Genomic DNA, 12,963 nt, shown 5'->3' on the forward strand with positions numbered 1-12,963 from the left:
GCCGGCCCGGTCGCGTGGCTGCGCTGTTAGCGGTGGTCGGGACTGGTACCCCGGCCGCGCGGGCGCAGGATGTTTATTTTTCGCAGCCCTACGCTACTCGTTTGCACACCAACCCCGCCTTCACGGGCTTGGTCGATGACTACAGCGTGACGCTGAGCTTTCGCAACCAATTCCCGACGCTGGCCGGCTCCTTTGTCAGCACCCAGCTCGCCGCCGACCTGCGCCCCAACACCTTCGGCCAGCACCACGCCTTTGGCCTGCTCGTGAACCAGGACCGCACCGGAGCGGTGGGCTACACCCGGCTCGAAATCGGGGGCCTCTACGCCTACCATACCCGCCTGCGCGAAGGATTGGCGCTGAGCGGTGGCTTGCGCGCCAGCTACGGCCGCCAGCGCGTTGGATATGACAATTTCGTGTTCGGCGACCAGATTGCGGAAGACGGCAGCGTGCGCGGCCCCAGCGCCGAAGCCCTCGATTTTCCGCCCGCCAACTATCTCAGCGTGGGCACCGGGGTTGTGCTCTATTCGGCCCGAGGCTGGCTTAGCGTGGCCGGCCAGCACCTCAACCAGCCCAGCCTGGGTTTCAGGCAGCAGGCCGAGCTGCCCATGCTGCTGAGCGTAGCGGGCGGCTACAAATTTTTTATCATCGAGCCCGGTACCGGCTTGGCTACCCGCGAATTAAGCTATACGCCCGTGGCTGCGCTCAGCCAGCAGGGCGGCTCCACGCGTACCGAAGCCGGCCTGTACGTTACGGCGTCTCCCATCACGGCCGGGGCCGTATACCGCAATATTTCGTTGCCCGGCAGCGTTACGCGGCAGCACGTGCTCGCGGCCGTGGTCGGGTTGCAGGCCGGTGGCCTGCGCTTCGGCTACAGCTACGACGTGGGCTTGAGCCGCCTGAGCGCCGACTTGGGTGGTGCCCACGAAATTACCCTGGCTCTGCGCGCCTTTGACCGTTTAGAAAATGCCCATCGTCGCTTAAAAAGGAGGGTTTACCCGGTAGCCCCTTGTCCCGCATTTTAATTTTTTGTACTATTGTGTCCTGATTGCCCCTGCTAACCCTTCCGAACACATCTTCATTTTAACTTTGTTATGAAATTACTTAATTATCTGTGCTTGGCAGCTATGGGCCTAACGGCCCTGGGTGGCTGTAATAAGAACGGGCACGCTACTGCTACGAAGCCCGGCAAATATTCTTCGACAACGGGTATTGAGTACAATACGGAGAAGGGTATGGCCGTCGCCAACTTTAAAAAGATTCCCGAAGGCCCGGGTCTGGTATTTATCGAAGGTGGCCGCACCGTGCTGGGCTCGCAGGAGGAAGACGTGACCATGTCGCACGACAACATCGAGCGCACGGTCACTATCGCGTCGTTCTACATGGACGAAGCCGAAGTAGCCAACATTCACTGGCTCGAATACCTGCACTTCATCCGCACCGACTCGGCCGAGGAGTTCTACAAGTCGGCGTTGCCCGACACCACGGTGTGGGCCCGCGACCTGTCGTTCAACGACCCCTACGTAACTTATTACCTGCGTTACCCCGGCTTTCGCTACTTCCCCGTGGTGGGTGTGAGCTGGCTGCAGGCCGACGACTACTGCACTTGGCGTACGGCCAAAGTGAACGAGAAACTCGCTTCGGGCGGTGACTCCAAGTCGGGTGGCTTGAGCGGGCTATTCAAAAAGAAAAGCAAAGCCCCCGCCGAAGGGGCGGAAGGCACGACTACGGCTGGTGGCCTGAGCGATGGTAAAGGTGGCCCATCCATTGAAAAAGGCAACACCCTGCCCAACTACCGCCTTCCTACCGAGGCTGAGTGGGAATACGCTGCTCAGGCCCTCATTGGCACGCAGGAAACGGGCAATGAAAACCAGGAAGAGAAGCGCATTTACCCTTGGGATGGCAAGTCGACCCGCAACGCCTACGGCAAGAAGCAGGGCCAGTTCCTGGCTAACTTCAAGCGTGGCCGTGGTGACTACGCTGGCATCGCCGGCAGCCTGAACGACGGGGCCATGATTACCGAGTACATCTACTCGTACCCGCCCAACGACTACGGCCTCTACAACATGGCTGGCAACGTGAACGAATGGGTGCAGGACGTGTACCGTCCGCTGTCGTTCCAGGACGTGGAAGACCTGAACCCCTTCCGCCGCAATGGCGTGGCTGACCCCGCCGACAAGTACGACAAGAAAGGCTACCAGTCGCTGATTGACGACCACGTCCGGGTTTACAAAGGCGGTTCGTGGCGCGATGTGGCCTACTGGCTCTCGCCCGGCACCCGCCGCTTCATGGCCGAAGATTCGTCGACGGCTACCATCGGCTTCCGTTGCGCCATGATTAACGCTGGCTCGAACAAGTAATTTCAGCTATATTACAGAAAAGGCCGCTCCATTATTAGGAGCGGCCTTTTTTTGTGATGGTTGCCAAGGCTGGCATTTTGGCCTAGCCGCTACTGCACCAGCAGCTTTTGCGTGCGATACAGCTCCCGGGTATTGGTTATCTGCAAGAGGTAGAGGCCAGGGAGCAGCCCGCCAAGCACCCGCTCGGGGATGGCGTTAGTAGTGCCTAGGGCGGGCAGCTCCTGGATAATTCGGCCGATAGCATCGCGCACCTGAACGTGGGCCGAGGCGGGCAGGCCCCGCAACTGCACAACTCCGGTGCTGGGGTTCGGAAAGATGCTCCACGGCTGCGCGGGGCTGCCGGCCGCGGTGGCCGTGACAATGCTTTGGTCAAGCTTAGCCAGAAAGATTTCGGGCTGGCTGGTGGAGGTGGACTGAATAGTAGTTGTGCCAAACTGCGCAGTGCCGGTGAAATTGCCCGCGACGTAGACGTTGCCCGAATTGTCGGCAACCGAATTAGTTACGGTGCTCCCAATAGTCGTTTGTCCGACCAATGATGGCGTTCCTCCTATCCGAATCCACTCAGCTTGGCTGGTAATGGTATTATAATGAAGCACACAGGGTAACCCTCCTTCTGCAAGGCCATAGCTCTTGGAACCGCCATAATAAGTAGTTTGATTATAACTGACTGTGGAAGTTGTCATTGTGAAACCATTGCCAATGACTGCAAAACCACGGATGCCCGCCCCTCGCGGTCCTGGCAAGCCTCCCGGCACGTTGGTTGAAAACATGTATGGTTTCACCCATTGTACATTGCCGGCAGTATCGCAACGGGCAACGAAAGCAGTTAGTGCATTAGGCTCTGCGGCGACAGGATTACCACCGGCAAACGCAACAGAACCACCTGTACTGTAACAAGACAAATACAATACATTGGTACTTACATCCACACCCAATAGCTGAGAAACCACATTTTGGCTTCCTACGCTTAACAAGTTGTTTTTGAACCAACGTACCCGATTATTTGCTGACAGCTTTAGCACACTCATATTACCAGTGTTTGAAGTCACTCCAACCGTTGTTTGGTCAATAGTTATTGGGCCATTATGACCTACTAGCCAATACACCGCATTGGCGGCATCGGTGTAGACTTCACCGCTGTAACCACTACCTCTAGGTACCCCCACCCGGCGTGCCCAATCTATTTGTCCGGTCGGCAGATACTTTAACAGCACGGCATCAGTAGTTCCAATAGCCGGGTAGTTTTGTCCATTAACGACCAGTGTACCCTGCGGATTGGTATTTGCCGACACGTAGCAGTTGCCATTACCGTCGCGGTGAAGGGCTTGCACATTTAATCCGCCGTAAGCGGGCGACGGTGTATCCGCCCATAATAATGCGCCATTCGCGTCGACAGTAGCCACAAACGTCAGTGCCCCGTAGTAGCCGCCCGTCGCGGCCAAGTTGAGCACGGCCGGCCCGGGCAGCATGGTGGTGCTATTAAAATCGCCGAATGCCAGATTGCCGCCCGTTGGGCCACCGTAGTAACCAGCCACGGTGCAACGCCCGCTGGGCTCTACTACCAGGGCCTGAGCCTTGTCATCGCCGGTGCTTTGCATGGTGCGCAGCCACAGCAACGCGCCGGTAGGCGCATACTTGGCCAGGAAAATATCTGCCCCGCCCTGGCTCGTGGTAGGGGTGCCCCCCAGGAGCGGAGCCCCCACATAGGTGCCCAGCAAGTACAGGTTGCCGGCAGCATCGCGCCCCAGCCCCGCCACACCGTTGGCATTGGTGGTATTGGGCACGTAGGTACCCAGTTTGTTTACCCAACCCCAGCCGGGAGGAGCCTGTGCGGCAGCGGTCAGGGCCGTGATGAGAACGACTATAAGCACCCGTAGTGCCTGCGTAGATGCATGTTTCATGATTGATACGGAAGGAAGCAGTTAGGAACGGTAGGAAACCAAACTGGCCTGGGCAGTAGCGCTGCACAAGACGCGCAAGCCGCAGGGCCAGACGGAATCAGGGGCAATCGGGTGTACGGAGGTAGCGCACCTGCACGGCGGTGGTGCTCGCGCTACAGTAAGAGCCCGTTACCAACTTAATGCGGTAGGTGCCCGATGGCCGGAACGGATACAGCGCGTTTAGCTGCGCTCGCCCCAGCTTTTGCCCATAAACGGCGGTTTCAAAGTGTTCGCCAGCCGAGGCGATGCCATGATATAATCGGTCGATGCTCAGCTGGTACCAATCGTAGTTGGCTGCCGCCCGGCTCTCCAACCACACGGGCGTGGGCTTGCACCCCCTATCGCAGGTAACGTCAAACGTGGCCGTAACCGGCAGGCAGTTGCTGCACTTGTACACGTAGCGGCCGGCCAGGCAGGTGTTCAGGTTGTTCTGAATAATACCTATCTGGCAGGGAGCGAGCGATGTCTGGAAGGTGTTATAATCCATCAGGTTATTCGATACCTGACTCCAGGACGAGCAGTCGGTATTGCCGGGCTGCGTGCTCAGGGTCCAGCAGTTGGCGTTCATCGGCGCATCCGCGCATTCGCCCCAGGCGAAATCATTGTATTGAAATGGATGGTTCAGGCCCAGCACGTGGCACAGCTCATGGTTGACGGTTGAAGCCAGCTCCCAGGACCCTTTATTAAACAAGGGGCTTAGGAAGCAAACCGGTTTACAGGGGCAGTTGACGAAGTAATTTAAGGAGCAATTTATAGAGGTCCTCGTAGCGATGATTGAAGCGAAATTCGGACTCTTTCAGATGCAGCAAAAAGGTGTGTTTGGGCACGCCCTTGAACTGCTGGAGACGGGCTTTGGCGAAGCTCCAGAAGGACTCGATGCCGTTGATATGCGAGGCCCCTTGCACAAACTCGTCTTGGCCGTGGCGGACGCGGAAGTGGCGGTCGAAGCCCACGTCCACCAGCCCGTCGTAGCCGCGCCAGCCATCGGTGTTGACCATGGCCGAGACGTCAATTTTACCGCGAATAATGGCTTGCAGCGTCTTTTTCGAGCAGTCGGGGACGATTTCCGTGTAGACTTGGCCGCCGCGTTTGAACAGGCCAAAGACGATGGTTTTGCCGCTGGCTCCGCGACCCCGCTTGCCACGTACGCGCCGCGGGCCGAAGTAGCTTTCGTCGAGCTCGACGGCCCCGGCCAGCTCGGCCGGCACGGGGTTCCAGGCCAGAAATCGGTGGCGCAACCGCAGGTAGAGCGCATTGACGGCGCGGATGCTCAGCCCTGTGAGCCGAGCCGCGTCCGAGGCGGTCAAATCCAGGGCAAAGAGCCGCAGCAAGTAGCGAAATTTGACCTCCGAAAGTTTGCTGCACTTATAGTAGCGGTTAGTGGGTTGCATAACAAGAAGTTACGCCCCTATTCCTGATTTTTGCTTCCTAAGCCCCTAAACAATATGTAATTGGTCCAAGGACTGGCTACTACCGCATACATTTGGGCGGGAGCAACCCCCGAGTTACAGTTGGCCTGGCTGGTCGACCAAACGTAGCCTCGATGCGCCAGTGGAGACGTAACAGAAGGCTGGTTGATGTTATTGTTCCCTATCGGGCCAACATAAGGCCACTGAGTTTCCTCGACCAAAAAGATATTAATAACAGAGTCAGCCCGGACGCACAACGAGGTGTAATCGTGGAAGGGTGAATTTTGCGTGCCTGCGCCATCGCGATACGTGCTGTTTCGGTCAAAATACACGTCTTCCAACACCCACCGGATGCGCTTATCAATGGGAGTAAGGGTGTTGCCGGGGGCCAGGCGCAGGGGCGGGTTCTGGGCCATGTTGCTGTTGCAGTCGCTGATGAGCGCCTGCGCGTAGCTATATCCCGTGTCGTTGGTGCCGGGGGTGCCGGGCCGGCCATCATCGAAAGGCCCAAAGTTGCCAGCGCCATTGTCGTGCTGCAAAAAATGAACGTTTACCCGAATGTTCTGGACGTCGGTACAGGCAGTAGCACCCGCCGCTGTGCCAGCACCCATCGCCGCTTTGGAGCTGGGATTTGCAGGCAGCGGCGAGCCTAGTACCGTACACTGCATGGGGGCCTGCGCAGTGGCAGGCTGGCCAGTTGCCAACAGCATTGCTAAAAGCAGCTTTACGCGCCCAAACCGGGATTTAGCATTTTTTGAGAGGGAGGGGTAGTTTTTACTCATACGAAGAAAGGGACTGGTGGATGGATAAAGCAAATGTAATTACCTGATTGATTGAATCAAACAACAAAATCCACACTCCTTTCCATAGTCTGCTAAGCGCAGGCAATGGTGGCGATGCTGATTTCGGCCGCGCCGGCCGCCAGTAGCACCGCACCACAGGCTTCGAGGGTAGCGCCAGTGGTCAGCACGTCATCGACCACAAGAATGCGGCGGCCGATAATGGCGGCGGGGTTTTCCACTTCGAATACGGTGGCCACGTTTTCCCAGCGCTGGGCCCGGTTCTTTTTGGTTTGCGTTTTGGTGTTGGTGTTGCGGCGCAGGGCAGTATTGGCAGCCGGCACTCGCAGGCCGGTAGCCAGGCCAGTGGCGAAAGCAGCGGCTTGGTTGTAGCCGCGCCGGGCCAGCTTGCGCGGGTGCAGCGGCACGGGGATAATGAGGTCGAAATCAGCCGCGATACCGGCCGCGTGCAGTTCGGTCCCGTAGAGCTGGCCGAGGGCGGTGCCCACGTCGCGCTGGCCCTGGTACTTGAGTTCGTGGAGCAGGTGCTGCACCCGGCCGTGGCGCACGAAGCGCAGGTAGCTCAGGGCGTGGCGGATGGGCAGCTTGCCCCAGAAGCGTCGGCCCAGCGGGTTCTGGTCGGGCGGCAGCAGGTGGTAGTCGGTGTAGGGCAGTTCGGCCCGGCAGCCGGTGCAAAGGTGGTTTTCGCCGGTCACGAGGGGCTCGCGGCAGGCCAGGCACAGACGCGGGTAAACGAGGCCGACGAAATCCTGCCACAGGGTGCGGAGCATGATGGTAGAAAGGGGAAGGGTTTGGGAGTAATTTTGAGGGAGCAATGTAGCCGATTGTTTGCTATCATGCTCAATCAGAACGGTCATGCTGAGCGGAGGCGCAGCCGCAGTCGAAGCATCTCTACCGCTCCGTTGTTATTGTACTGATTACTGCTGCACGCGAGATGCTTCGACTGCGTCTGCGCCTTCGCTCAGCATGACCGTTCTTTATTTCTAAGTCCCTCCCCAAAACATGTCTCAAGTAACTGAATTCAACGAGTACCGCCAACGGATGAATGCTACCATTCTGGCAGCCGACAACAAAGTCATCAAGCGGTTTTTCAACCTCGACACCAATACGTACGCGGCCGGTGCGCTCGACGTGAAAACCAAGGAAATGCTGGGCCTGGCCTGCTCCATGGTGCTGCGTTGCGACGACTGCATCAAATACCACGTCGGCAAATGCTTTGAGGAAAAGCTCACCGACGAGGAGATTTATGAAATTTTTGCCATTGCCAATATCATCGGCGGCAGCATCGTGATTCCGCACTTTCGCCGCGCAGTAGAATACTGGGAAATTCTAAAGTCGGAAGCGGGCGCAACCGCCCACGATGGCGCGGCACTGGCCGCTCATAAAGCCGAACACGACGGCCAGCCCACCGCATGAGCGAAGACCTGAACCACGCCGCTCCCGCCGAGCACCCGGAGGCCGAAGCCGACTTCGACGCCCGTTGGGAAACGCTGATGGTGGAGATGGAGGCCCGTTTCGATAAGCGCCCCGACTTGAACGCCATGCTGCTGCTCATCGGAATTCAGGAGCTGAACCAGGGCATCACGACCTTCACCAAGGAGCAGAAGCAGGACCTGATGCACATTGCCACCTGCCGGCTTTTCAGCCTGAGCGGCCACTACGAGCTGACGCACGTCGACGCCGACGGCTGGCCGCACTACCGGCTGCTACGCCCCGTGCCCTTCGCCAACCTGAAGGAGCAGGAGCGCATGCTGAAATGGCACGCGCTGGAGTATTTCTCGCTGGACCCAGGCGACGACTTGTGATTGGTTTTTGCGCCAGTTGAACGTCATGCTGAGCGTAGCCGAAGCACGACGAGCTGTGTCAATCTTATACAACTGAATGAAAATCGTTTCTTACAACGTCAACGGCCTGCGCTCAGCCCTGAGCAAGGGCCTGCTGGGTTGGGTGGCCGAGGCCGCGCCCGATGTGCTATGCCTTCAGGAAATAAAGGCCAGCCGCGAGCCGATGGACGTTTCCGGCTTCGAAAACCTCGGCTACCATGCCTACCTGCACCCGGCCCAAAAGCCCGGCTACAGTGGGGTGGCCACCTTCTCGAAAGTGGTGCCTAAAGCTGTCGTGCACGGCTGCGGGCAGAGCTGCTACGACGAGGAAGGCCGCGTATTGCGGCTCGACTTCGAGGGTGTTTCGGTGCTGAACACCTACATGCCCTCGGGCACGAGCGGGCCGGAACGACAGGCGTTTAAAGTAGCGTGGCTGCACTTTTTCCGCGACTATGTGGCGAAGCTGCGGACCGATGGCAGCACGCCGCCGCTGCTTATTGGCGGAGATTTCAACTGTTGCCAAACGGCAATCGACCTGCACAATCCCAAGGCTAACCAAACCAGCCCCGGCTACACTCCGGAGGAGCGGCAGTGGTTCAGGGATTTCCTGGCCGATGGGCTGATTGACACCTTCCGCCACCACCACGGCGAAGCCCCGGGACACTACTCGTGGTGGAGCTACCGGGCCGGCTCGCGCGGCCGCAACGTGGGCTGGCGCCTCGACCACTGGCTGGCCGATGCCGCCCTGCAACCGCGCCTGACCGGCGCGGGCCTGCTGCCCGACGTAGTGCATTCCGACCACTGCCCGGCCTGGGTAGAATTGGGGTAGGGAATGAGCACACATCTGTCGTCCTGAGCTTGCGAAGGAACTCATCACTACCAAACGACGTGCTCAACAAAGAAAAGGTCCTTCGCAAGCTCAGGATGACAGACATATCCCCGCTCCGACCTTCGCAAAACGAACCAAGCGTCCTCTTTCAGGTGTATCTTTCCCAACTAAGAACTGATTTATGGCGATGCTGATGGAGCGCGGCGCTGCGGCAGCCGAGTACCCCGCCCTGGCGCGGGTACGGACGGAGTTGGAGGCCTTTAAGCGCAAGTTTTACCTGAACCTGCTGGTGCGTGGATTGCTGGTGGCCGGCGGACTGCTGCTCACATTTTTCGTGGCCTTCAACGGGCTCGAATACTTCCTTTACCTGCCCACCGTGGTGCGGGCCGGGCTGCTGTTCGGCTTCATCGGCCTCGTGGTTTACAGCTTTGCGCGCTGGATTTGGACGCCCCTGGCCGCCCTCACCAACCTGCGCCGGCTGCTGAGCGACGAGCAGGCCGCCCGCCGCGTCGGCGAGATTTTCCCGGAAGTGCAGGACCGCTTGGTCAATGCCCTGCAGCTGCAGGGGCAAGCCCGCGACAATGCCCTGATTGCGGCCAGCCTGGAGCAGCGCGCCGCCCAGTTCGGCCAGTATTCGTTTGCCGAGGGCATCAATATCCAGCAGCAGAGCAAGCCGCTGTGGAAATACGCGGCCATTCCGGCGGCCGTTTTACTGGCGTTGCTGGCGTTTTATCCCAGCGTTCTGGTGCAGGGTACCGGGCGCATCTGGCATTACAAACGGGCATATTCGCCGCCCGCGCCGTTTCAGTTTTTGATTAAAAACACGAAGCTGACCGCCTTTCGGGGCGAAGATTTTACGCTGGACGTGGGCGTGGCCGGCGCGGCCTTGCCGGCCGAGGTAAACATCACCTTCGACGACACCGAGCAACGGCTGAGCAAGGTAGCCGGACGCGGCGATGAGTTTCACTACACATTTGAGCAGCCACAGGGCGACGTGCGCTTTCAGCTGAAGGGCGCAGGATTTGCTTCGCCCGAATACCAGCTCACGGTGCTGGAACGGCCCAACCTGCGCGATTTTAAAGTCAATATCACTTACCCGCCCTACACTGGTAAGCCGGCCGAAACCATCGAGAACGGCGGCAACCTAACGGTGCCCGAGGGCAGCATGGTACGCTGGGAATTTGCCACGGCCGCCACCGATGAGCTGGCCCTGATGTTCCAGAACCCCGATGAGACGCTGGCCGCCACCGGTACCGATGGCACTTTCGTGGCCACCCGGCGGGTACTGCGCTCACAGCCTTATCTGCTGCGGCTGAAAAATCCGGCCAGCCTGAACCGCGACCCGATTTCCTACCAGCTCACGGCCGTACCAGACCTGCCGCCCTCGCTCACGCTGGAAGCTTTTTCGGATACCGTGACGCGGCGCTTTCTGGCGCTGGGCGGCACCGTGCGCGACGACTATGGCCTGACCCGCCTGGAGCTGCACTACGCCCTACGCCGCGCCGGGCAGGGGCCAAATGCCGCCCCCAGCCGCCAGGGGGCTACACCATTGGGCTTGCCCCGCGAAAGCGCCGGCACCTACGCCTACACCTGGAACCTGAGCGCGCTGAATATGCAGCCCGGCGACCGCCTCGAATATTACGTGGAGGCCTGGGACAACGACGGTGTGCACGGCCCCAAAGCCACGCGCACCCGGCCGGTCGAGTTCCGGCTGCCCAGCCGCCGCGAGCTGCGCCAGGAAATGCAGGCCCAGGCGCAGTCGGTTGCCAGCCAGATGAGCCAGGCCGCCAAGCAGAGCGAAAAGCTGGAGCGCGAGCTGGCTAAAACCCAGGACAAGCTCAAGACCAAGCGCGACCTGAGCTTTCAGGACCGCAAGCAGCTGGAAAACATGCTGGACCAGAAAAACCAGCTGAACCAGCAGATGGAGCAGATGCAGAAAATGTTTGAGCAGCTGCAGCAGAAGCAGGACCAGGCCAGCCCCAAAAGCGAGGAGCTGGCCAAAAAGGCCGAAGAGCTGAAGAAGCTGATGAACGACCTGCTCGACCCCGAAACCAAGAAGCTCTACGAGAAGCTGCGCAAGCTGCTGGAAGAGCAGAAGCAACCCGACGCCGAGATGCAGAAGCTACTGCAGCAACTCGAAAACAAGGAAGACACGCTGCAAAAGGAGCTTGACCGCGCCCTGGAGATGTTCAAGCAGATGCAGCTGGAGCAGAAGGCCGAGGAAACCGCCAATAAGCTCGATGAGCTCGCCAAACAGGAAGAAAAGCTGGCCGAAAAAACCGAGCAGAACGACAAGGAAAACCCCGAAAATAAGGCTTCAAACCAGGACCAGAAAGCCAAGCAGGAGCAGCTGAAACAAGAGCAGGCCGCAAACCAAAAGGAATTCGAAGACCTGAAAAAAGAACTGCAGGACCTGAAGCAGATGGATAAAGAGCTGGGCGACCAGAACGGCATGGACGAGCAGAAGCCCGACCAGGAGCAGACGGACCAGGACATGCAGGAGAGCCAGCAGAGCCTGGGCAAAAACCAGAATAAAAAAGCCGCCGGCAAGCAGAAAAGCGCCGCCCAGCGCATGAAGAAGATGGCGCAGAAAATGCGCGACCAGATGAGCGAGGAGGAGAGCGACCAGGCCCAGCAGAACATCGACGACCTGCGCAATATCCTGGATAATTTGCTTACCCTCAGCTTCGACCAGGAGCAGCTAATGAAGGATTTCCGTAAAGTGGACCAGTCCGACCCCCGCTTCGTGCAGCTGGGCCAGACCCAGCGCAAGCTGCGCGACGACGCTAAAATTATTCAGGACTCGCTGTACGCACTGGCCAAGAAGGAGCCTAAGATTCAGAGCTTCGTGACCCGCGAAGTGGGCGAAATGAACGGCCGCATGGACGAGTCGCTCACCCACATTCAGCAGCGCGATTTGGGCCGCGCCACCGCCACCGAGCAGCAGGCCATGACCAGCATGAACAACCTGGCTCTGATGCTGCAAAGCTCCCTCGACCAGATGCAGCAGGAAGCCCAGGCCGGCAAGGGTGCGCCCAAAGACGGCCAGGGCAAGCCGGGCAAGAAAAAGGGCAAGGGCAAAGGGCAGGGCCAGGGCAGCAAGCCCGGCCCCGGCAACATGGGCAAAATGCAGCAGCAGCTCAACGAACAGATTCAGCAGCTGTCGAAATCGGGGAAATCGGGCCGCGAAATGTCGCAGGAGCTGGCCAAGCTGGCCGGCCAGCAGCAGATGCTGCGCCAGGCCATGCAGCAGCTCGACAAGTTGCAGCAGGGCGGCAAGCCCGGCGGCTCGCAGGGCCAGGGCGGGGGGCAGCCCGGCCAGGGGCAAAGCAAGGACGGCAAGGATGGGAAAGACGGTAAAGAGGGTGGCCAGAATGGTAAGGACGGCAAAGGCGACCAGGGCGCGGGCGGTACCGGCGATATCAAAAAAATGATGGAGCAAACCGAAACCGACCTCGTGAATAAGCGCCTGACCGAGGAGACGATGATGCGCCAGCAGCAAATTCTTACCCGCCTGCTGGAAGTGGAAAAATCGGCGCGCGAGCGCGACCAGGACACCAAGCGCGAGGCCCAGGCGGCTCAGTATAAACCACCGGTTTTTCCGCCGGCGTTCGATAAATACCGCGTCAGCAAAGAACGTCAGACCGAATTGCTACGTAGTACACCCCCGAACCTGACCCCGTACTACCAGCGTGAGGTGGGCGAGTATTTCCAGAAAATCAAATAATCCGCCCGGCTTTCCATCCAAGCGGCTGGCGGTTTCGTTAACCAATTAGTGTACTGTTAGAACCAAGCCCGGTGGGGC

The 12,963-nt window shown here is 59.1% G+C and carries 11 protein-coding genes; 6 read left to right on the forward strand and 5 right to left on the reverse strand.

The genetic code is table 11. The features are described 5' to 3' along the window. Window positions 1-14: 14 nt before the first annotated feature. Window positions 15-1,022, forward strand: a complete 1,008-nt coding sequence (locus ABIB44_RS07065) for a PorP/SprF family type IX secretion system membrane protein (RefSeq protein ID WP_354583930.1) — start codon at window positions 15-17, stop codon at window positions 1,020-1,022. A 69-nt stretch (window positions 1,023-1,091) separates the two neighbouring features. Continuing rightward, entirely contained in the window at window positions 1,092-2,357 is a 1,266-nt protein-coding gene (locus ABIB44_RS07070; RefSeq protein WP_354583931.1) for an SUMF1/EgtB/PvdO family nonheme iron enzyme, read from the forward strand. Window positions 2,358-2,446: 89 nt separating this feature from the next. Here the strand turns inward: ABIB44_RS07070 and ABIB44_RS07075 are convergent, their stop codons facing one another. The 5 genes from ABIB44_RS07075 to ABIB44_RS07095 all read right to left on the reverse strand — a co-directional run bounded on the left by ABIB44_RS07075 (window position 2,447) and on the right by ABIB44_RS07095 (window position 7,276). After that, on the reverse strand, window positions 2,447-4,258 hold the full coding sequence (locus tag ABIB44_RS07075; protein ID WP_354583932.1) for a T9SS type A sorting domain-containing protein: 1,812 nt from the start codon (window positions 4,256-4,258) through the stop codon (window positions 2,447-2,449). 97 nt (window positions 4,259-4,355) lie between these two features. Next, a complete protein-coding gene (locus ABIB44_RS07080; protein ID WP_354583933.1) occupies window positions 4,356-4,988 on the reverse strand; it encodes a M43 family zinc metalloprotease in 633 nt (210 codons plus the stop codon). A 22-nt stretch (window positions 4,989-5,010) separates the two neighbouring features. Continuing rightward, entirely contained in the window at window positions 5,011-5,688 is a 678-nt protein-coding gene (locus ABIB44_RS07085; protein WP_354583934.1) for an IS1595 family transposase, read from the reverse strand. A gap of 17 nt (window positions 5,689-5,705) precedes the next feature. Continuing rightward, window positions 5,706-6,488: a hypothetical protein gene (locus ABIB44_RS07090; protein WP_354583935.1), complete on the reverse strand. Its 783-nt coding sequence runs from the start codon at window positions 6,486-6,488 to the stop codon at window positions 5,706-5,708. Between the two features lie 92 nt (window positions 6,489-6,580). Beyond that, window positions 6,581-7,276 carry a ComF family protein gene (locus ABIB44_RS07095; protein WP_354583936.1) on the reverse strand — a complete coding sequence of 232 codons (696 nt, stop codon included), beginning with the start codon at window positions 7,274-7,276 and terminating at the stop codon, window positions 6,581-6,583. 232 nt (window positions 7,277-7,508) lie between these two features. Between ABIB44_RS07095 and ABIB44_RS07100 the strand changes: the two genes are divergently transcribed. From ABIB44_RS07100 to ABIB44_RS07115, 4 genes are all read left to right on the forward strand, one after another. Further along, window positions 7,509-7,922, forward strand: a complete 414-nt coding sequence (locus ABIB44_RS07100; protein ID WP_168671646.1) for a carboxymuconolactone decarboxylase family protein — start codon at window positions 7,509-7,511, stop codon at window positions 7,920-7,922. Beyond that, window positions 7,919-8,311: a hypothetical protein gene (locus ABIB44_RS07105; RefSeq protein ID WP_354583937.1), complete on the forward strand. Its 393-nt coding sequence runs from the start codon at window positions 7,919-7,921 to the stop codon at window positions 8,309-8,311. Before ABIB44_RS07100 ends, ABIB44_RS07105 begins: the two co-directional genes overlap by 4 nt. Before the next feature lie 76 nt (window positions 8,312-8,387). Then, window positions 8,388-9,158, forward strand: a complete 771-nt coding sequence (locus ABIB44_RS07110) for an exodeoxyribonuclease III (protein WP_354583938.1) — start codon at window positions 8,388-8,390, stop codon at window positions 9,156-9,158. 181 nt (window positions 9,159-9,339) lie between these two features. Further along, complete coding sequence (locus ABIB44_RS07115) at window positions 9,340-12,885, forward strand: DUF4175 family protein (protein WP_354583939.1); 3,546 nt, start codon at window positions 9,340-9,342, stop codon at window positions 12,883-12,885. The last annotated feature ends 78 nt before the right edge of the window (window positions 12,886-12,963 follow it).

It is taken from the genome of Hymenobacter sp. UYCo722 (assembly GCF_040547115.1).
GTDB lineage: Bacteria > Bacteroidota > Bacteroidia > Cytophagales > Hymenobacteraceae > Hymenobacter.

Bases quoted from the DNA above. Each gene is read 5' to 3' on its own strand.
- ABIB44_RS07070 (WP_354583931.1), top strand. From the start codon at position 1,092: ATGAAATTACTTAATTATCTGTGCTTGGCAGCTATGGGCCTAACGGCC.
- ABIB44_RS07075 (WP_354583932.1), bottom strand. From the start codon at position 4,258: ATGAAACATGCATCTACGCAGGCACTACGGGTGCTTATAGTCGTTCTC.
- ABIB44_RS07085 (WP_354583934.1), bottom strand. From the start codon at position 5,688: ATGCAACCCACTAACCGCTACTATAAGTGCAGCAAACTTTCGGAGGTC.
- ABIB44_RS07090 (WP_354583935.1), bottom strand. From the start codon at position 6,488: ATGAGTAAAAACTACCCCTCCCTCTCAAAAAATGCTAAATCCCGGTTT.
- ABIB44_RS07095 (WP_354583936.1), bottom strand. From the start codon at position 7,276: ATGCTCCGCACCCTGTGGCAGGATTTCGTCGGCCTCGTTTACCCGCGT.
- ABIB44_RS07100 (WP_168671646.1), top strand. From the start codon at position 7,509: ATGTCTCAAGTAACTGAATTCAACGAGTACCGCCAACGGATGAATGCT.
- ABIB44_RS07105 (WP_354583937.1), top strand. From the start codon at position 7,919: ATGAGCGAAGACCTGAACCACGCCGCTCCCGCCGAGCACCCGGAGGCC.
- ABIB44_RS07110 (WP_354583938.1), top strand. From the start codon at position 8,388: ATGAAAATCGTTTCTTACAACGTCAACGGCCTGCGCTCAGCCCTGAGC.
- ABIB44_RS07115 (WP_354583939.1), top strand. From the start codon at position 9,340: ATGGCGATGCTGATGGAGCGCGGCGCTGCGGCAGCCGAGTACCCCGCC.